The organism is Stenotrophomonas sp. GD03877 (assembly GCF_029840555.1).
In the GTDB taxonomy this organism is placed as follows: Bacteria; Pseudomonadota; Gammaproteobacteria; order Xanthomonadales; family Xanthomonadaceae; genus Stenotrophomonas; species Stenotrophomonas geniculata.
This window is the reverse complement of sequence record NZ_JAOCCT010000018.1, coordinates 32,593-50,833: the sequence shown is the minus strand read 5'-3', so window position 1 is coordinate 50,833 and position 18,241 is coordinate 32,593. Positions and strand designations below refer to the sequence as shown.

Below are 18,241 nucleotides of genomic sequence, written 5' to 3'. Positions count from 1 at the left end.
AGGCCTTGCGTGAAAAATATTCAGGAAGTCGTTGACAGCCTGCGGATTCATCTTCACAATTGCGCCTCTGGAACGCCCAGGTGGCGGAATTGGTAGACGCACTAGTTTCAGGTACTAGCGGGTAAAACCGTGGAGGTTCGAGTCCTCTCCTGGGCACCACGTTTCAAGGCTTCGGCCGCACAGAACCCCGCCATGGCGGGGTTTTTGCGTTATGCCCGTCCCCCACGCCAGCAATGGCGGCATGGAAACGGGACGCCGCCATCGGCGTCCCGGCGGATAACCGGTAGAGGCGCTAGGGCAGCGGCGGCGGGTCACCCGGGATCGGTGGCATGCCCCCTTCTGCAAGCGGCGGGATCTCCCGCACCGCCTTCCAGGCAGACAATCCCTCATGCCAGACCAGTGTCTCCACAGTGATGCGACGCTCACGCAGGAGGCGCAACACCTGCTCAAGGCCGTGAGGCCCCGACGCATTGCCGTCCACGGCCAGGAAGTACTGCGTGGCGACAGGAAGCGAGGGAGGCTGTGCCGGCAGGCGCGGCGTCAGCGCATCCAGCTGACTTGCCATGCCCCGCCCCAACCCCAGGCCAGCACCGAGCCCCAGCCCGGCCTGCACCGCCGGGTTGCCTTCGTTGGCCGCTGCGGTTTTCAACACGTCGATCGACCTGTCGTACTGGTAGATATCGCGCCCCAGCATGTTCAGCTCAGCCGTCTTTTCCTTCAGTTCCTTCAGCCGCCGGAAGCTCGGATCGTCTTCCGGTACGTTGACCGAGTGGAAGTAGAAATTGACGACGCTGACACCGAATTGACCCATCTCTTCATCGATGGCCGCACTGCATTGCGCAGCAATCTCCTCAAGGTGCAGCGACGCTTCGACGACGGAGATGCGCAGCGTCGTCAGCGCGCGCGCCAGGTGCACGTTGACGGCCTGCAGCACCACCCCGGTGAAGTACTCGACCACCTGCCCGGCCGAAAAGCCGGTCCCCGCCCCCACCAGCGACTCCAGGAACCGCCGCGCGTCGGTGATCCGGAAACCGTACTGGCCATAGGCGCGCACCGGCACGACCACGCCGTATCGGGGATCCTCCAGCTGGATCGGGCGACGGGTCCCCCACAGGTTGTCCAGCTTCGAGACGAGATTGACGAACCAGACTTCGGCCTGGAACGGACTGTCCATTCCGAACGGCACGCTGGTGAGCGTGGTCAGGAAAGGCAGATTGTGCGTATCGAGCGTAATCGTCCCTTCGCGCACCTCCTCGCGGATGGTGCCGCGGTAGACGAAGAACGCGACCTGGCCGGGCTTCACCACCAGCTGCGAACCCCACCTCAGGCGGGTGGAGGGAAACTTCCAGACGAAGTCCTGCGCAGTGTTCTCGAACGCAACGACATCAATGAGCGCCATGCAGTCAGGCCTCGATCATGTTGGCAGACAGGCGACGGCGCGCCCACGCAGCCAGCGGTGCAACAAGCAGCACCCGCGTAGCGCCACGGGCCAGCGCACTGCCCTCGATCAGGCGAGCCACCGGCGGCGAGCAGCGATAGTAGAGCCTGACAAAGCGGCGGCCTGCCGCTGTCCTGCGCAGCACGCGGTCCCGATACCGCCGCAGCACCCGCACGCTGCCATCCTCATATGAGCCCATGGCCGCCGTGGCAATGAAACACCCCGTCTTCGCCGGCGGCGGCAGGCCACCGGCCACCGCTTCGGGCCAGGCGCTGGCATCGTAGACGTTGTTGTAGAACTGCCTGCAGTACTTCTGGAATCCCTGGCACCAGTCCAGCGGCGGATCCGAATGGACGGTCGCGCCCTGGATGCGCACTTTCAGGACCTGAGCAGCGCAGATCATCTTCAGAAGCGCTTCGGAGATGATGTAACGCCCATTCTCGAAGCAGAACAGCTGGCCACCGATGTGCTCGACCTGGGTGTCCTGCTCGGTGAACTCGACCCGTTGATTGACCTGGTCGCAATTGAAGATGATCACACCATCGCGCGCATGGAACCAATCATCGGCACGGATCACCACGCAATCGAGCACAAGGACATCGAGCTCAGCCGTCTTGACACGCCGCAGTGTAAACCGGGCATTGAACGCGCTCAGATTTTCCGAGCTGATGGCGACCTCGTCCAGGTAATCGCGGATGTAGAGGTTGCCCTCTCCCCACATGAACTGCTGGACATGCGTGATTTCGGTCTTTTCGGTGAACTCGTCGAAGGTTTTCTCGACGAAGGAATCTGCTGCATCCGACACTTACACTCCCCCTGTTTGCTGCAAAAGTGCGCCGAGCCTCCGCTCGACGTTTTCAATCTTCCGGGCAATGCTCGGATGACCGGTTTCAACCTGCTGCTCGACAAGAAACGCGAGCTCGCGACGCAAGGAGGCCTCCAGGGCACGCGGCTCCGCTTCGCCGGCACTCCCGGCATCCATCGCGGGCCCGACCGCCGCTGCCTCTTCCGCCAGGCTTCCACAGTAGGCACACACCCGCATTGCTGCCCGCAGGGGCGCACCGCACGACCGACACTCCACCATTCACTCCTTGCTGCTGCATGCCAGGATCTCGTTTCCAACCCGACCACGGCAGGCATGCTCCCTGCGCCGCATCGGTCAGCGCTGCATCATCGGGCCAAAACGTGCGGCAATCCAGACGGCAAACGGGTGGGATGCATGGGGGCCTGGCTGCCCTTGTGAGCCCCCTCGCAGGCATACCGGGCACAGGTGTTGACACCCCCGTCACAACACCCCATAATCTCGCTCCTCGACGCCCAGGTGGCGGAATTGGTAGACGCACTAGTTTCAGGTACTAGCGGGTAAAACCGTGGAGGTTCGAGTCCTCTCCTGGGCACCACGTCGAGAATGAGAAAAACCCGCGAAAGCGGGTTTTTTCATGCCCGGAATCCGGCATTGCGGCCACCGGCATCAGAACAGCGGCCGCAACACCAGCTCCAGCCCAAGCAGCAGCAGGAACCCGAGGAAACAGGCGCGGAACACCCGTGCGCTGATGCGCTGCCGGATCACCTGCCCCAGCCACATGCCCAGCAATGCCGGCAGCACCGCCAACGCACTCAGCCCCAGCTGCTGGATGCCGAATGCGCCATGCAGCACCAGGCCGGTGGTCAGCGAAATCGTCGACACAGTGAAGGCCAGCCCCAACGCCTGCACCAGCTCCTCGCGCTGCAATCCCAGCGACTGCAGATACGGTACCGCCGGCATCACGAACACGCCGGTGGCGCCGGTCACCACGCCCGACAATGCCCCCACCAGCGGCCCCAGCCAACGCTCGCGCCGCTGCGGCACGCGAAACACCGGTGCAAGCAGGGCATAGACGGCATAGACCACCAGCGCCACTCCCAGCGCAACGCGCGACCAGGTGCGATCGACCCGCACCAGCAGCGCCGCCGAACCCAGTGTCACCGCCACCACCGCCAGCATCATCGGCCACAGGCGCCGCACGATGGGGCCCAGCGACGGCCCGGACAACAGCTGCCACGCATTGGTGACAAAGGTGGGGATGAACAGCATCGATGCCGCCGCCACCGGCGACAGCGCGCCACCGAGCAGCCCCATCGCCACGGTCGGCAACCCCATGCCGGTCACGCCCTTGACCACGCCAGCCAGCACGAACACCACCACCAGCAGCACGTAGAAGTACATCGATTCATTCATGCCTTGATTGGATCGGGCCGTCGCCCGGCGCACAATGCGGTCTTCCCGGCCCACCCTTCGGCTGATCCGAAGGCTCGGGCGTTGCGATGAGGGCATGACATGCGGATGGATATCGCCGACCTGCGCCTGTTCCTGGCGATTGCCGAGGCGGGCAGCATCACGGCCGGCGCGGCGCAGGCGAACCTGGCCCTGGCTTCGGCCAGCGAACGCCTGCGCACGATCGAAGCCGATGCCGGCACCGTGCTGCTGAACCGCCATCCGCGTGGCGTCAGCCTGACTGAAGCCGGCGCCGCCCTCGCCCACCATGCACGCCTGATCCTGCAGCAGCAGGCGCAGCTGCGCGGCGAACTGCAGGCATTCGCGCATGGCGCGCGCGGTACCCTGCATCTGTATGCCAATACCGCTGCGCTGACCAACTACCTGCCCTCGCGGCTGGCACCGTGGCTGGCCGAACGCCCACGCCTGCACGTGGAACTGCTGGAGCGCACCAGCCCCGAAGTCGTGCGTGCGATCAGCGCTGGCCAGGCCAAGGCCGGCATCATCAGTGATGCGGTCGACGCTGCCGGCCTGCAGCAGCATGTGGTGGCCGAAGATCCACTGGTGATGCTGCTGCCCGCAGACCATCGCCTCGCATCGCGGCGCAGCCTGGCCTTCGCCGATGTTGCCGGCGAGACTTTCGTCGCCCTGGCCGATGGCAATGCACTGCAGACCTACATCGAGGACCAGGCACGCGACATCGGGCGGCGCCTGGACGTGCGCATCCGCATGAAGACCTTCGAAGGGGTGTGCATCATGGTCGGCCACGACATTGGTATCGGCATCGTGCCGCGGACCATCGCCCGCCAGCATCGGCGAAGCACGCATACCGTCGCCGTACCGCTCGCCGATGCGTGGGCACAGCGCCGCCTGTGCGCCTGTTTTGCCGAGTGGGCGCAGTTGTCATCGGCAATGCGCAGCCTGCTGCTTCACCTGGGCGTGCAGCCGCAGAAAGAGCTGTGAAATGTTGTTGACACATCCTCTGCCGTACCGCACAATTCGTCTCCTGAGTCGCCCAGGTGGCGGAATTGGTAGACGCACTAGTTTCAGGTACTAGCGGGTAAAACCGTGGAGGTTCGAGTCCTCTCCTGGGCACCACGACTCAAGATGATCAAACCCGCGAAAGCGGGTTTTTTCGTTTCCGGGGTTTGGCGAGCGTGGCATCGCATCTACCGCTCGAACTGTCGTATCTCGCACCACCCAGGCGTCACCCGCGGGTGCATACCTCCTCCCGGCGCGTCGTCACCAAACCCTGAACGGCCTCCTTTTGGGTCGCAATTCACGTTACGCGTTCAATTCGTACTTTTCCTAGTCGGAGATCTACCCGATTCCTTTTCGGTGGAAGGCAGATTTACGGGAGCCGGTTGCAGGTCTATCGCCACGACCTGACCAGCGCCCCCCTTCCCCAAAGGACGCCCCAATGCAGCGCAGCATCATCTGCCCTCACTGCCACACCGGCTCGAACCACGGCGTACGCGTATGCGTGGGATGCCAGGCCGAGGTCCACTACAGCGCATCGAAGGAGGCCGTAATGTTCGTCTTTGTCGCCGCCATCATCTGCGGCGCACTGGTCGGCAGCCGATTGCAGGCCACTGCCGGCTGGATCACGTGCGGCGCCGTACTTGTGGCGGGAATGTGGGCCATTTCCCGATTGTTCCGTGATCGGGTGGTGTTCAAGCGCATCTATCGCACGCGCTGAACCTGCGCCGCTGCACTCCCCCAACGGCAGGGCCCGTGCGACCCGCGTTGCACAAACAAAAACCCCGCCTTGCGGCGGGGTCAAAATACAGCACGTGTTTCCAGGGAGTTTTCAGTGCCCGCCGCCGGCGGCCGCACCTGCGCCTGCGCCGAACGGCGGTTTGGCCAGCCACAGGAACGCGATGATCGCCAGGAAGATCCAGCCCAGCAGGAAGAAGATGTCGTTGAAGCCCATCTGCGATGCCTGGTGGTTGATCATGTTGTTCAGTACCGCGGCACCATGTTGCAGGTCGCCCTGCCCCATCGCCGTCACCTGGTCCTGCATGCCCGGCTGATAGACCGAGATGTGCTCGGTCAGGTCAGCATGGTGCACCTGGGTGCGCCGCGCCCACAGCCACGTCGTCAGCGACGCCGCGAAACTGCCGCCCAGCGTACGCAGGAAGGTGGCCAGGCCGGAGCCCGCCGCGATCTCGCGCCCATCCAGGTCCGACAGCAGGATCTGCAGCACCGGCATGAAGAACAGCGCGACGCCGATGCCCATGATCAACTGCACGCCGGCCACGTGGGTGTAGTCCACCTGCAGGTTGAAGTTCGAACGCAGGAAACTGGTCATCGACAACACGATGAACGCGACCGTGGCCAGCATGCGCATGTCGAAGCGCGATGCGTACTTGCCCACGAACGGGGTCATGATCACCGGCAGGATGCCGATCGGCGCCGTCGCCAGGCCCGCCCAGATCGCGGTGTAACCCATGTCACGCTGCAGCCACTGCGGAATCAGCAGGGCCACGCTGAAGAACGCCGCGTACGCCACCACCATCGCCAGCGTACCGGCGCGGAAGTTGCGATGCCGGAACAGCTTCAGGTCGACGATCGGATCCTTGTCGGTCAGTTCCCAGATCAGGAACACCGTCAGCGTGACCACAGCCACACACGCCAGCACCACGATCTTCATCGACGAGAACCAGTCCTCGTCATTGCCCAGGTCGAGCACCAGCTGCAGCGCACCGACACCGATCACCAAGGTGACCAGGCCGACATAGTCCATCTTCGGCTTCTCGATGTGCTCCGGGCGCCCCTTCAACTGGTTGCCCACCACCAGCGCGGCAAAGATGCCCAGCGGCACATTGATCAGGAAGATCCATTCCCAGCTGTAGTTGTCGGTGATCCAGCCACCGAGGATGGGGCCGCAGATCGGCGCTACCACCGTGATCATCGCCAGCAGCGCCAATGCCTGCCCACGTTTCTCACGCGGGTAGATCGAGACCAGCAGCGACTGCGTGATCGGGTACATCGGGCCGGCCACGAAGCCCTGCAGCGCACGCGACACCACCAGCATGCCCATGCTCTGCGCCAGGCCGCACAGCAGCGAGGTGATGACAAAGGCCAGCGTGGCCCAGACGAACAGCTTGCGTTCGCCGAAACGGCGGCTGAGCCAGCCGGTCAGCGGCAGCGCGATGGCCGTGCTGACCGCGAACGAGGTGATGACCCAGGTCGCCTGCTGCGAACTGGCACCGAGATTGCCGGCGATGGTCGGCAGCGAGACGTTGGCGATGGTGGTATCGAGCACCTGCATGAACGAGGCCATCGCCAGGCCGACGGTACACAGGGCGACGCTGGGCGGCAGGAACCCGGAGGCCGCACCCGGCGCCGCCGGTGCACCCGGAGCGCCGGGCGCGGCTGGAGCTTGTGCGGACATGGCGACCTCAGCCCACCTTCGCCTGCTGCTGCGGCAGGTTGCCCTGGATGATCGTATGGATCACCTCGTCGGCATCATGCAGCTGCTTGGCATACACGTCGGTGTCGAACACCGTGCCCTTGGCCGCAGTGCTCGGCAGCACTTCGCCCTTCTGGTCGCGCAGGCTCACTTCAGCCTTCATCGACAGGCCGATGCGCAGCGGGTGTTCGGCCAGCTGCTTGGCATCGATGGCGATGCGGACCGGCACGCGCTGCACGATCTTGATCCAGTTGCCGCTGGCGTTCTGCGCCGGCAGCAGCGAGAACGCCGAGCCGGTGCCCAGGCCCAGGCTCTGGATGCGACCCTTGTACTTCACGTCACCGGCGTACAGGTCCGACTTCAGCTCCACTTCCTGGCCCAGGCGCATGTGGCGCAGCTGGGTTTCCTTGAAGTTGGCCTCGACCCACATCTGCTCGGTCGGCACTACCGCCATCAGCGCGTTGCCCGGCTGCACGCGCTGGCCGACCTGCACCGAACGACGGGCAACGTAGCCGGTGACCGGCGCGACGATGCCGGCGCGGGCGTTGTTGAGGAAGGCCTGGCGCAGCTGCGCGGCGGCCGCCTGCACGTCCGGCTGGGTGGCGATCACGGTGTCGTCGACCAGCGCGCGGTTGCGCTCGACGGTCTCGCGCGAACCGGCCACCGCGGCTTCGGCAGCGGCCAGCTCGTCACGGGCGTGGGCCAGTTCTTCATTGGAAATGGCGCCGGTGGCGGCCAGGTCCTTGCGGCGGGCGAAGTCGTCGCGCACGCGCTTCAGGGTCACCTGGCGGGCGTTCAAGTCCGCCTGCGCACCTTCCACGCTGCGGTACAGGCCACGGGTCTGGCGCACGGTCTTGGCCAGGTTGGCTTCGGCCTGCTGCAGCGCCACCGATGTATCGGACGGGTCCAGCTGCACCAGCAGCTGGCCGCGCTCCACGCGCATGCCGTCATCGGCGTTGATGGCGACCACGGTACCGGCCACCAGCGGGGTGATCTGTACCTGGTTGCCCTGCACGTAGGCGTCGTCGGTCTCTTCGAACCAACGGCCGAACATGAAGTACCACAGCGCCAGTGCGGCAAGCAGCAGCACGACGATCACGAACAGGCCGCGCAGCAGGTTGCCGCGGCGGTTGGAGGCGGCCGGGGCCGCGGTGTCTTGGGTCTGGCTCATGGCGGAAGTCTTCAGGAATGCGAGGAATCGGAATGGGAGGCGATCGGTGCGCGGTCGGCGTCAGCGGGCTGGAAACCACCGCCCAGCGCCTTGCTCAGGCGCACCGAGGTCTGCACCTGCTGCGACTGCAGGCCGGCCAGCTGCTGCTGCGACTGCAACAGCGTGGACTGCGCGGTCAGCACGTCCAGGTAGCTGCCGATGCCGGCGCGGTAGCGCTGCTGGGCCAGGTCGAAGGCCGAGCGTGCGGTGTCCACGGCCTGCTGCTGCGAATGCGCCTGCTGCGCCAGCGAGCGCACCGCGTTGACCTGGTCGGCCACGTCGCGCAGCGCATCGAGCACGGTCTGGTTGTAGTTGGCCACCGCCAGGTCGTACTGCGCATCGGTGTTGGCCAGGTTGGCGCGCAGCTTGCCGCCTTCGAAGATCGGCAGGCTCAGCGCCGGGCCGATGTAGGCGAAGGTGGAACTGCTCTTCAGCAGGTCACCCACGTTCGGGGCAACCACGCCGGCCAGCGCGGTCAGGTTGAAGCTCGGGTAGAACTTGGTCTTTGCCACCTTGATCTGCTTGTCGGCCGCTTCCACGCGCCAGCGCGCGGCGACGATGTCGGGGCGACGGCCCAGCAGTTCGCTGGGCAGCACGCCCGGCAGCTGCAGCGCCACCGGGTTCAGCGGCTGCGGGCGCTGGATCGACAGGCCACGGTCCGGGCCCTTGCCAACCAGCGCGGCCAGTGCGGTGCGGGCCGCGTCGATGCGCTGCTGTGCGGCCTGCACCTGCTGCTGCGCGGCCGGTACCCGGGCCTCGGCCTGGCGCACCTGCAGGTCGCTGTCGATGCCGGCGCTGCGGCGCTGGCGGGTCAGCTCCAGCGATTTCTGCGAGCGGGCCAGCTCTTCTTCGGCCACGTCATTGAGCTGCCATGCATAGGCCAGATCGGCATAGGCCTGGGTGATGCCGGTGGACAGGTTCAGGCGTGCAGCCTGGGCTTCGACGGTGGCGGCATGGGCGCCGTCCACGGCCGCTTCCCAGGCAGCGCGCTTGCCACCCCACAGGTCCACGCCATAGCTGAAGTCAAAGGCGACCTGGCTGCTGCCGGCGTAATGGCCACCCATCTCGCTGCCTGCCATCGACTCGGGCAGGCGCAGGCCGGTGTAGCCACCGGACACCGACAGGCTCGGCAGTCGGTCGGCGCGCGCGGTACCCACCTGCGACTGGGCCTGGCGCAGACGCGCGTCGGCGGCGTCCAGGCTCGGGTGGCCGGCCAGGCCCTCGGCAACCAGCGCGTCCAGCTGCGCATCGCCCAGCGCCTTCCACCAGTCCCGCGCCGGGAAGCCGGTGGCGCTCAGGTCGGTGTCGGCCAAGGTGCGTTCGCTGTGCAGGCTGTCCACGTCAAGCACGTGGCCCTGCGGGTTGAGGCCACGACTGCTGGCGCAGGCGGCCAGGGCCAGGGCCAGCGCTGACACCAGCAGCGCGCGCCCGGACCGGCGGAGAGTGGAATGCGGGATCGGGTTCATGGGGTCGTCAGGGAATCGCGGATTCGGGTAAGGAGGGACAGCAGCAGCGTGCGCTCGTCGGCGGAAAGATCACGCAGGGCGTAATCCATCACCGCGTCGCCACGCAGCTTCAGCCGCGCCCACAGCGCGCGGCCTTCATCGGTCAGTACGATCTGCAGCGCCCGCCGATCCTGCGCATGCGGCTCGCGGCGGACGCAGCCCAGCGCCTCCAGCTTGTCCAATAGGCGGGTGACCGCACTGGGCACCTGGTCGATGGCCTGGGCCAGCTCGTTGGCCGTGCACGGGGCCATGTTGGAAAGCACCTTCAACCCGATGTAGTGGGTGAAACCGATACCCAGGTCTTCTTCAGCCATGGATGCGTCGAGTTGACGGACCAGGCCGTCGCGCACCTGGCGCAGCAGCAGGCCGAAGCTGGGGGGAGTGGTTGCAGGACAGATCATGGGGGAGCATTCTCTTCCAAAAAAAATATTTCTCAATGGAAATATTCGATCTGGCATCGAATGCTGTGTTGCAGCAGTGGGCTGGATCAATGAAGGCGCCTACCTTAATGATCTGGTCAGGTGGCCCGGTAGTACAATTCAGCCAATGGATGACACATTTCAGCCAGCGGATATGATGAACAAGGCAGAAATCCCCCCTCCCAAGCGGTTGTTGCGCGACGACGCCCTGGATTGGTTCGAGCGCAATGACGGGCCACCGGTTGTCGCTTTCCGCTTCGACAGCCCCTTGGGCCTGGTCCGTGAAGTGGACTGGCACCACCACCAGCGCGCGCAGCTGATCTGCGTCGAACGTGGCCTGCTGACCACCCGCACCTCGCACGGGACGTGGTCACTGGCGCCGGGCTCGGCTGGCTGGATGCCGCCGCTGGAGCCGCATACGGTCACCCTCGACGGCCCGCTGCGCGGCTGGGGCATGGCACTGGCCGCGCCGGCCTGCGCCACCCTGCCTGCCGATCCCTGCGTGCTGGGCCTGTCCAAGCTGGCGCAGGCGCTGGCCGACCGCATCTGCGAATGGCCGCTGGGCTATGACACCACACCCGAGCGCCAGCACATCATCGAGGTGCTGCTGGACGAGATCCGCACCGCGCCACGCCAGCGCATGCATCTACCGATGCCGCACGACCGGCGCCTGCTGAAGATCGCCTCGCAGCTGCTGGCCGACCCCTCCGACGAGCGCAGCCTGGCCGAATGGGCGCATTGGGCCGGCCTGTCGCCGCGCAGCCTGACCCGCCACTTCCGCGATGAGACCACGCTCAGCTTCGCCCAGTGGCGGCAGCAGGCCCGCCTGTCCGAGGCCCTGCGCCAGCTGACCGACGGCCGCAGCGTGGCCGACATCGCCCACGCACTGGGCTTCAGCAGCGCCAGCGCCTTCGTCACCGTGTTCCGCCGCCACTTCGGGCTGCCGCCGGGGCGCTACCTGGCACGGGCCGGCCACGGCCTGGAAACCGGGCTGGACCCTGCACGCGGCTTGGCATCCCCCGCCGCATCCGGATAATCACAGGATTGCGAGCGGCGACCGCCGTCGCCGCCTCCTGACAACAGGTAACAACGCCGCATGACCGAACTTGCCCGCCCCGTGTTCCACGGATTCGAACAACTGCCGCTGCGCGAGTACGCCGAACGCGCCTACCTCGACTACTCGATGTACGTGGTCCTGGACCGCGCCCTGCCGTTCATCGGCGACGGCCTGAAGCCGGTGCAGCGCCGCATCATCTATTCGATGAGCGAGCTGGGCCTGAACGCCGCGTCCAAGCCGAAGAAGTCCGCGCGCACCGTCGGTGACGTCATCGGTAAGTACCACCCGCACGGCGACAGCGCGTGCTACGAGGCACTGGTGCTGATGGCCCAGCCGTTCTCGTACCGCTACCCGCTGATCGAGGGCCAGGGCAACTTCGGCTCCAGCGACGACCCGAAGTCGTTCGCGGCGATGCGCTACACCGAATCCAAGCTGACGCCGATCGCCGAAGTGCTGCTGGGCGAACTGGGCCAGGGCACCACCGACTGGGCACCGAACTTCGACGGCACCCTGCAGGAACCGACCTGGATGCCGGCGCGGCTGCCGCACCTGCTGCTGAACGGCACCACCGGCATCGCCGTGGGCATGGCCACCGACGTGCCGCCGCACAATCTCAACGAGATCGTCAGCGCGCTGCTGCACCTGCTGGACAACCCCGATGCCAGCGTGCGCGACCTGTGCGAGCACGTGCAGGGCCCGGACTATCCGTCCAGCGCCGAGATCATCACCGCGGCCAATGACCTGCGCAACATCTACGAGACCGGCAACGGCAGCGTGCGCGCACGTGCGACCTTCACCAAGGAAGCGCACAACATCGTGGTCACCGCGCTGCCGTTCCAGGTGTCGCCGTCGAAGGTGATCGAGCAGATCGCCGCACAGATGCGCGCCAAGAAGCTGCCGTGGCTGGAAGACATCCGCGATGAGTCCGACCATGCCAACCCGGTGCGCGTGGTGCTGGTGCCGCGTTCCAACCGTGTCGACGCCGAGCAGCTGATGGGCCACCTGTTCGCCACCACGGACATGGAACGCAGCTACCGCGTCAACCTCAACGTGATCGGGCTGGACGGCCGTCCGCAGGTGAAGAACCTGAAGATGCTGCTCAGCGAATGGCTGACCTTCCGCAGCAACACCGTCACCCGCCGCCTGCAGCACCGCCTGCAGAAGGTCGAGCGCCGCCTGCACCTGTTGGAAGGCCTGCTGGTCGCCTTCCTCAACCTGGACGAGGTGATCCATATCATCCGTACCGAGGACGAACCGAAGGCAGCGCTGATCGCGCGCTTCGGCCTGTCCGAGGAACAGGCCGAGTACATCCTGGAAACCAAGCTGAAGCAGCTGGCCCGCCTGGAGGAGATGAAGATCCGTGGCGAGCAGGACGAGCTGGCCAAGGAGCGGGAGAAGATCCTCGGCATCCTCGACAGCAAGGCCAAGCTGAAGAAGCTGATCCGCGACGAACTGACCGCCGACGCCAGGAAGTTCGGCGACGCACGCCGTTCGCCGCTGGTGCAGCGCCAGGCCGCACAGGCCATCGACGAGACCGAGCTGGTGCCGAGCGAGCCGATGACCGTGGTGCTGTCGGAGAAGGGCTGGATCCGTGCCGCCAAGGGCCACGACGTCGATGCGTCCGCCCTCTCCTACCGCGACGGTGATGCCCTGCAGGGCGCGGTGCGTGCGCGCAGCACCCAGCAGGTCGCGTTCCTCGACAGCGAGGGCCGCGCCTACTCGACGCCGGTGCACACCCTGCCCTCCGCGCGTGGCAACGGTGAACCGCTGACCGGCCGCTTCTCGCCGGCCGCGGGCACCAGCTTCGTGACCCTGGCCAGCGCCGAACCGGACACCCGCTTCGTGCTGGCCTCCACCCACGGCTACGGTTTCGTCACCCGCTTCGAGAACCTGATCGGTCGCAACAAGGCCGGCAAGGCGATGCTGAACCTGTCGGCGGGTTCATCGGTGCTGACCCCGTCGGTAGTGGCCAATGTCGCCACCGATCGCATCGTGGCAGTGACCAGTTCGGGCAACCTGCTGGCGATCGCTGCCAACGACCTGCCGGAACTGGACAAGGGCAAGGGCAACAAGATCATCGAGATCCCGAAGGCCAAGCTCGCCACCGAACGCGTGGTCGCCATCGTGGCGATCAGCCCGGGACAGACCCTGCAGGTACGCAGCGGGCAGCGCACGATGGGGCTGAAGTTCAACGAGCTTGATGCCTACCTCGGCGCCCGCGCCACCCGCGGCCACCTGCTGCCGCGCGGCTGGCAGAAGGTGGAAGGGTTGTCGGTGGAGTAAGGCGCCCGCCTGGTAGGTGTCGACCTCGGTTGACACGCCTTGCCTGACGTCAGACACGAAAAAGCCGGGGCATTCCCCGGCTTTTTCGTTGTCGGCTGGCGGGCGGTGGAGCAGCTGGCTGGCGAAAGCTGGCTGGCGGTGCTCCGGTGCTGGCGGGCGACAGAACTTTTGTAGAGTCGAGCCATGCTCGACTCGGATCCAACAGCAGCCGAGCATGGCCCGGCTCTACAGAGAGCGGTGCCGTCTCAGTGCGCCGGGGCGCCGTTGCCGTCGATCTTGCTCAGCTGGTACAGCTCCAGGCCGATGCGCTTGATCAGGCCCAACTGCTGCTCCAGCCACCAGGCGTGGTCTTCCTCGGTGTCCTTCAGCTGCGCCAGCAGGATGTCGCGGCTCACGTAGTCGCCGTTCTCTTCGCACAGCTTCATGCCGGCGGCGAGATTGTTCCGAACCGCGTATTCAGTGTCGAGATCCTTCTGCAGCATCTCTTCCACGGTCTTGCCCGGCTCGGTGGCATGCGGACGCATGTCCGGGTCGCCGCCGAGGAACAGGATCCGGCGCAGCAGCGCATCGGCGTGCTGGGTTTCCTCTTCCATCTCGTGGTTCAGGCGTTCGTACAGCGCGAACAGGCCCTGATCCTCGTAGCGGCGGGAATGGATGAAGTACTGGTCGCGGGCTGCAAGCTCGCCGCGCAGCAGTTCCTTCAGGCAGGCGATGACGTCCGGGTTGCCTTTCATGGGGGGGCTCCTGTGAATCGATGTGACATAGGGTGCCGCATTTCAAAATACGGTGATCTAATCGGAATCAGTCGCAGTTGCGCCTGCGGCTACAATCGGCCCACGAGTTCGGAAAGGACGTGCGATGCGACGTACATGGCGTTGGGTGCTGGGCGTGTTGATCGCCATCGTGCTGGTCACCGCACTGGTCCTGTGGCTGCTGCTGCGCGGCAGCCTGGCCGACCTCGACGGCGAGCATGCGCTGCCGGGGCTGGCCAAGCCGGTCACCATCGAGCGCGATGCGCTGGGCGTGGTCACCATCACTGCGGGCAGCCAGGCCGACGCGATGCGTGCATTGGGCCGCGTGCATGCGCAGGAACGTTACTTCGAGATGGACCTGATGCGCCGCAGCGCCGCCGGTGAGCTGTCGGCGCTGTTCGGACCGAAGGCCATCGACGCCGACAAACACATGCGCGTGCATCGCCTGCGCGCGCGCACCGAGGCGAACCTGCAGGCCGCGCTGGGCGACAACGGCGCGGCCGTGCGTGCCTACGTCGACGGTGTCAACGAAGGGCTGGCCGGCCTTTCCGTGCGGCCGTGGGCGTACCTGCTGCTGCGGCAGTCACCGCAACCGTGGAAAGCCAGCGACAGCGTGCTGGCCGGGCTGGCCATGTACGCCGACCTGCAGGCCCCGGACAACCAGACCGAGCTTGCGCTCAGCCGCATCCGCGCAGTGGTGCCGCCCGCGCTGTACGCGCTGATCGCTCACGACGGCACCGAATGGGATGCACCGCTGTTCGGCGAACCGACCGGCAACGCCACGCTCCCCGATGCCAGCCAGCTGGATCTGCGCACGTTGAAGGGGAAGCCAGGCACCGGGCAGGAAGAGGCCGATGTCATCGGCAGCAACAACTTCGCGGTGGCCGGTGCACTCACCGCCGACGGTCGCGCGATCGTCGCCGACGACATGCACCTGGGCCTGCGCGCGCCCGGCCTGTGGTTCCGTGTGCGCCTGCGCTATCCCGACCCGCAGGCCGCGGGCGGCCAGGTCGACGTCACCGGCTTCTCGCTGCCCGGCCTGCCGGCGGTGATCGTCGGCAGCAACGGGCACGTGGCCTGGGGCTTCACCAACAGTTACATCGATACCGCCGATTACCGCACTGAACCGGCCAACGCCGCCGTGACCGTGCATGAAGAACGCATCGCCGTGGCCGGCCAGGCCGACGTGCTGTTCCCGGTGCGCGAAACCGCCTGGGGCCCGATCCTGCATACCCACGCCGATGGCAGCGGCGATGCGCTGCGCTGGGTCGCCCACCTGCCCGGCGCGGTGCGCCTGGACTTCGGTGACCTGGCCCGTGCCGGTGATCTGGACGGTGCCCTGCAGTTCGCCGACCACGCCGGCATCCCCGCGCAGAACCTGGTGGTCGGCGACCGCAGCGGACGCATCGCCTGGCGGCTGATCGGCGCCCGCCCGGATCGCGGTCCGGGCTGTGCACCGGCCGGCTTCACCGCCGCCAGCAACCAGGACTGCGCCCCCTGGCCGATCCGCAGCGATGCCTCACCGGCATTGATCGATCCCCCCAACCATCGCCTGTGGACCGCCAACGGTCGCGTCCTCGACGGCGAGGCACTGGCCAGCGTCGGCAACGGTGGCTATGACCTTGGTGCCCGCGCGCGGCAGATCCGCGACCTGCTGGCGATCCAGGAACGCTTCGACGAGCGCGACCTGCTGGCGATCCAGCTCGACGACCGCGCGGTGTTCCTGCAGCGCTGGTGGGCACTGCTGCATGACGTCATCGAACGCAGTGACGATCCTGCGCTGAAGCGGTTGAAGTCCGTCAGCCACCAGTGGGGCGGCCGGGCCTCGGCCAGCTCGGTCAGCTACCGGGTGGTGCGCGCGTTCCGCACGCAGGTGATGGATACCCTGTCCGATGCACTGCTGGCCCCGGCCAACGCGCAGCTGGGCGATGACTATCTGGATCCGCGCCTGGCGCAGCTGGAAGGTGTGGCCTGGCCGATGCTGCAGCAGCGCCCCGCCAACCTGTTGCCACCGGCCTACGACAGCTGGGACACGCTGCTGCTTGATGCCGCACGCCGCACCGAGAGCGAGCTGGCCAAGCAGGGCCCGCTGACCAAGCGCACCTGGGGCGAACGCAACACTACGGCGCTCTGCCACCCGATCGCACGAGCGTTGCCCGAGGTTGCCAAGCGCTGGCTGTGCATGCCCGCCGACCAGCTGCCCGGCGACCGTGATATGCCGCGGGTGCAGACGCCGAACTTCGGCGCCTCCGAACGCATGGTGGTCTCGCCCGGCCACGAGGCCGACGGCATCGTGCACATGCCCGGCGGCCAGAGCGGGCATCCACTGTCTCCGTACTGGGGCGCCGGCCACGAAGACTGGGTGCATGGGCGGCCGACGCCGTTCCTGCCCGGCAAGGCGCAGCACACGATGACGCTGGTGCCAGCGCGCTGACGGCGGCACCCACATGCCCAAGGGTGCGCTGCACGCTGTAGAGCCGAGCATGGGCTCGGCTCTACAGAATGCCCGCGCGGCGCTACCGGGTCAGCTTCTACGCCGCTCGATCAGGTTCAGCAGCGGCCCGGTCATTGCAGTGGTCACCAGCGCCATGATCACCAGCACCGCAAACAGGCGGTCGCCGAGCAGGCCCAGCTCGTAGCCCAGGTTGAGCACGATCAGCTCCATCAGGCCACGGGTGTTCATCAGCGCGCCCAACCGCCACGCCTCGCGCGTGGGCATGCCCGCGCTGCGTGCGGCACTGAAGGTGCCCAGCAACTTGCCGGCCGTGGCTACTGCGATCACCACCGCGCACAGCACGATGTCGCTGGCCTGCAGCGCATCGGCACGCATGCGCAGGCCGGTCATGGCGAAGAACAACGGCAGCAGCAGGGTCACCGCAAATGGTTCGACGCGGGCCATCAACAGATCGCGCAACCGCGCGTTGGACGATACGGCGACGCCCGCCGCGAATGCACCGAACAGCGCATGGATGCCGAGCATCTCGGTGATCAGGGCACTGCCCAGCGACAGCAGCAGGATGCCGAGCAGCCAGCGCCCTTCACGGCCCGGCACGATCTGCTGGCGGGCGAACCACGGCTTCACCAGCCCCAGCATCAGCGCCACGAAGGCGACCACGCACAGCAGGTTGAGGCTGGCCGGAAGCCATCCGCTGGCCTGTGCAGCCGCCACGATCAGCGCCAGCAGGCACCATGCGGTGGCATCGCCCAATGCCGCGCAGGCGATGGCGGTCTGCCCCAGCGGCGTCTGCGTGATACCGCGGTCGGCAAGGATGCGCAGCAGCACGGGAAAGGCCGTGATGCTCATCGAAATACCAACGAAAAGTGCGAATGCCGTGAAGCCTACGCCCTGCGGGCCGTGCTGCGGATACAGCCAGATTGCGAGGGCGACGCCGAGCACGAACGGCACCGCGATGCCGGCATGACTGACCGTGAAGGCGAAACGCCGGCGCCCGCGCAGCGCCGCCAGGTCCAGCTCGGCACCGGCCACCAGCAGGAACATCAGCACACCCAGCTGGCTGAGCATGCCCAGCGGGCCCAGCGAACTGGCCGGGAACAGGGCACCATGCAGCTGCGGTAACAGGTTGCCAAGGACCAGCGGCCCCATCATCAGGCCGGCGGCCATCTCGCCGATCACCGCCGGCTGGCCAAAGCGCTTGAGCAGCGCACCTGCGCCCTTGGCCACCAGCAGCAGCACCAGCAGCTGCAGCAGGAACAGGCCCAGCGGTGACGCCAGGTGCTGCGCCCAGCTGCCTTCGGCAGCAACCGTGGCACGCGCGACCGCCTCGGGCGCCGCCGGCCCGGCATACCGCGCCAGCAGCACGCCGGCCAGCAGCGGGACACCGGCCCAGGCCAGATAACGCCATCCCCATTTCGTGGGCCGCATGCCGCCGCCCGCCTGTACGTCCATG

15 protein-coding genes and 3 tRNA genes are annotated in these 18,241 nt (G+C 66.7%); 9 read left to right on the top strand and 9 right to left on the bottom strand.

Translation table 11 applies throughout. The features are described 5' to 3' along the window. Nucleotides 1-74: 74 nt before the first annotated feature. A tRNA-Leu gene (locus N5D20_RS14355) sits at nucleotides 75-159 on the top strand. Between the two features lie 133 nt (nucleotides 160-292). Here N5D20_RS14355 and N5D20_RS14350 read toward each other — a convergent pair. Both N5D20_RS14350 and N5D20_RS14345 read right to left on the bottom strand, forming a co-directional pair. Then, entirely contained in the window at nucleotides 293-1,399 is a 1,107-nt protein-coding gene (locus N5D20_RS14350) for an SPFH domain-containing protein (RefSeq protein WP_197579173.1), read from the bottom strand. A gap of 4 nt (nucleotides 1,400-1,403) precedes the next feature. Continuing rightward, nucleotides 1,404-2,015: a CFI-box-CTERM domain-containing protein gene (locus N5D20_RS14345; protein ID WP_197579174.1), complete on the bottom strand. Its 612-nt coding sequence runs from the start codon at nucleotides 2,013-2,015 to the stop codon at nucleotides 1,404-1,406. Between N5D20_RS14345 and N5D20_RS14340 the strand changes: the two genes are divergently transcribed. Both N5D20_RS14340 and N5D20_RS14335 read left to right on the top strand, forming a co-directional pair. Then, a complete protein-coding gene (locus N5D20_RS14340; RefSeq protein ID WP_197579175.1) occupies nucleotides 1,989-2,681 on the top strand; it encodes a hypothetical protein in 693 nt (230 codons plus the stop codon). The two genes, N5D20_RS14345 and N5D20_RS14340, sit on opposite strands and share 27 nt — an antisense overlap. 72 nt (nucleotides 2,682-2,753) lie before the next feature. Continuing rightward, nucleotides 2,754-2,838, top strand: a tRNA-Leu gene (locus N5D20_RS14335). A gap of 71 nt (nucleotides 2,839-2,909) precedes the next feature. Here the strand turns inward: N5D20_RS14335 and N5D20_RS14330 are convergent. Beyond that, entirely contained in the window at nucleotides 2,910-3,656 is a 747-nt protein-coding gene (locus N5D20_RS14330; protein WP_197579176.1) for a sulfite exporter TauE/SafE family protein, read from the bottom strand. 99 nt (nucleotides 3,657-3,755) lie between these two features. Between N5D20_RS14330 and N5D20_RS14325 the strand changes: the two genes are divergently transcribed. From N5D20_RS14325 to N5D20_RS14315, 3 genes are all read left to right on the top strand, one after another. Beyond that, the gene (locus N5D20_RS14325) at nucleotides 3,756-4,655 is read left to right on the top strand and encodes a LysR family transcriptional regulator (protein WP_197579177.1); all 900 of its coding nucleotides are present in this window, start codon (nucleotides 3,756-3,758) and stop codon (nucleotides 4,653-4,655) included. A gap of 50 nt (nucleotides 4,656-4,705) precedes the next feature. Next, nucleotides 4,706-4,790: transfer RNA gene (locus tag N5D20_RS14320), tRNA-Leu, on the top strand. A 322-nt stretch (nucleotides 4,791-5,112) separates the two neighbouring features. Continuing rightward, nucleotides 5,113-5,391 (top strand): hypothetical protein, encoded by a 279-nt coding sequence (locus N5D20_RS14315; RefSeq protein ID WP_197579178.1) that lies wholly within the window; start codon nucleotides 5,113-5,115, stop codon nucleotides 5,389-5,391. Between the two features lie 111 nt (nucleotides 5,392-5,502). Here N5D20_RS14315 and emrB read toward each other — a convergent pair whose 3' ends face one another. From emrB to emrR, 4 genes are read right to left on the bottom strand one after another with little or no spacing between them, the layout of a single operon-like run. Then, on the bottom strand, nucleotides 5,503-7,089 hold the full coding sequence (gene emrB, locus N5D20_RS14310) for a multidrug efflux MFS transporter permease subunit EmrB (protein WP_019336959.1): 1,587 nt from the start codon (nucleotides 7,087-7,089) through the stop codon (nucleotides 5,503-5,505). Nucleotides 7,090-7,096: 7 nt separating this feature from the next. Then, a complete protein-coding gene (gene emrA, locus N5D20_RS14305) occupies nucleotides 7,097-8,278 on the bottom strand; it encodes a multidrug efflux MFS transporter periplasmic adaptor subunit EmrA (protein ID WP_197579179.1) in 1,182 nt (393 codons plus the stop codon). Nucleotides 8,279-8,289: 11 nt separating this feature from the next. Next, entirely contained in the window at nucleotides 8,290-9,783 is a 1,494-nt protein-coding gene (gene emrC / locus N5D20_RS14300) for a multidrug efflux transporter outer membrane subunit EmrC (protein ID WP_197579180.1), read from the bottom strand. Then, on the bottom strand, nucleotides 9,780-10,223 hold the full coding sequence (gene emrR, locus N5D20_RS14295; protein WP_005415875.1) for a multidrug efflux system transcriptional regulator EmrR: 444 nt from the start codon (nucleotides 10,221-10,223) through the stop codon (nucleotides 9,780-9,782). Before emrR ends, emrC begins: the two co-directional genes overlap by 4 nt. A 172-nt stretch (nucleotides 10,224-10,395) precedes the next feature. Here emrR and N5D20_RS14290 point away from each other — a divergent pair, with 172 nt between their 5' ends. Both N5D20_RS14290 and parC read left to right on the top strand, forming a co-directional pair. Beyond that, nucleotides 10,396-11,277: a helix-turn-helix transcriptional regulator gene (locus N5D20_RS14290; RefSeq protein ID WP_049399506.1), complete on the top strand. Its 882-nt coding sequence runs from the start codon at nucleotides 10,396-10,398 to the stop codon at nucleotides 11,275-11,277. A 60-nt stretch (nucleotides 11,278-11,337) separates the two neighbouring features. Beyond that, complete coding sequence (gene parC, locus N5D20_RS14285; RefSeq protein ID WP_197579181.1) at nucleotides 11,338-13,581, top strand: DNA topoisomerase IV subunit A; 2,244 nt, start codon at nucleotides 11,338-11,340, stop codon at nucleotides 13,579-13,581. A 245-nt stretch (nucleotides 13,582-13,826) separates the two neighbouring features. Here parC and bfr read toward each other — a convergent pair whose 3' ends face one another. Beyond that, nucleotides 13,827-14,315 carry a bacterioferritin gene (bfr, locus tag N5D20_RS14280; protein ID WP_010486279.1) on the bottom strand — a complete coding sequence of 163 codons (489 nt, stop codon included), beginning with the start codon at nucleotides 14,313-14,315 and terminating at the stop codon, nucleotides 13,827-13,829. Between the two features lie 124 nt (nucleotides 14,316-14,439). Here bfr and N5D20_RS14275 point away from each other — a divergent pair, with 124 nt between their 5' ends. Next, nucleotides 14,440-16,767: a penicillin acylase family protein gene (locus N5D20_RS14275; RefSeq protein ID WP_197579182.1), complete on the top strand. Its 2,328-nt coding sequence runs from the start codon at nucleotides 14,440-14,442 to the stop codon at nucleotides 16,765-16,767. Nucleotides 16,768-16,857: 90 nt separating this feature from the next. Here the strand turns inward: N5D20_RS14275 and N5D20_RS14270 are convergent, their stop codons facing one another. Continuing rightward, complete coding sequence (locus tag N5D20_RS14270; protein WP_197579183.1) at nucleotides 16,858-18,240, bottom strand: cation:proton antiporter; 1,383 nt, start codon at nucleotides 18,238-18,240, stop codon at nucleotides 16,858-16,860. Between the last annotated feature and the right edge of the window lies 1 nt (nucleotide 18,241).

Bases quoted from the DNA above. Each gene is read 5' to 3' on its own strand.
- N5D20_RS14350 (WP_197579173.1), bottom strand. From the start codon at position 1,399: ATGGCGCTCATTGATGTCGTTGCGTTCGAGAACACTGCGCAGGACTTC.
- N5D20_RS14340 (WP_197579175.1), top strand. From the start codon at position 1,989: ATGGAACCAATCATCGGCACGGATCACCACGCAATCGAGCACAAGGAC.
- N5D20_RS14330 (WP_197579176.1), bottom strand. From the start codon at position 3,656: ATGAATGAATCGATGTACTTCTACGTGCTGCTGGTGGTGGTGTTCGTG.
- N5D20_RS14325 (WP_197579177.1), top strand. From the start codon at position 3,756: ATGCGGATGGATATCGCCGACCTGCGCCTGTTCCTGGCGATTGCCGAG.
- N5D20_RS14315 (WP_197579178.1), top strand. From the start codon at position 5,113: ATGCAGCGCAGCATCATCTGCCCTCACTGCCACACCGGCTCGAACCAC.
- emrB (WP_019336959.1), bottom strand. From the start codon at position 7,089: ATGTCCGCACAAGCTCCAGCCGCGCCCGGCGCTCCGGGTGCACCGGCG.
- emrA (WP_197579179.1), bottom strand. From the start codon at position 8,278: ATGAGCCAGACCCAAGACACCGCGGCCCCGGCCGCCTCCAACCGCCGC.
- emrC (WP_197579180.1), bottom strand. From the start codon at position 9,783: ATGAACCCGATCCCGCATTCCACTCTCCGCCGGTCCGGGCGCGCGCTG.
- emrR (WP_005415875.1), bottom strand. From the start codon at position 10,223: ATGATCTGTCCTGCAACCACTCCCCCCAGCTTCGGCCTGCTGCTGCGC.
- N5D20_RS14290 (WP_049399506.1), top strand. From the start codon at position 10,396: ATGATGAACAAGGCAGAAATCCCCCCTCCCAAGCGGTTGTTGCGCGAC.
- parC (WP_197579181.1), top strand. From the start codon at position 11,338: ATGACCGAACTTGCCCGCCCCGTGTTCCACGGATTCGAACAACTGCCG.
- bfr (WP_010486279.1), bottom strand. From the start codon at position 14,315: ATGAAAGGCAACCCGGACGTCATCGCCTGCCTGAAGGAACTGCTGCGC.
- N5D20_RS14275 (WP_197579182.1), top strand. From the start codon at position 14,440: ATGCGACGTACATGGCGTTGGGTGCTGGGCGTGTTGATCGCCATCGTG.
- N5D20_RS14270 (WP_197579183.1), bottom strand. From the start codon at position 18,240: ATGGACGTACAGGCGGGCGGCGGCATGCGGCCCACGAAATGGGGATGG.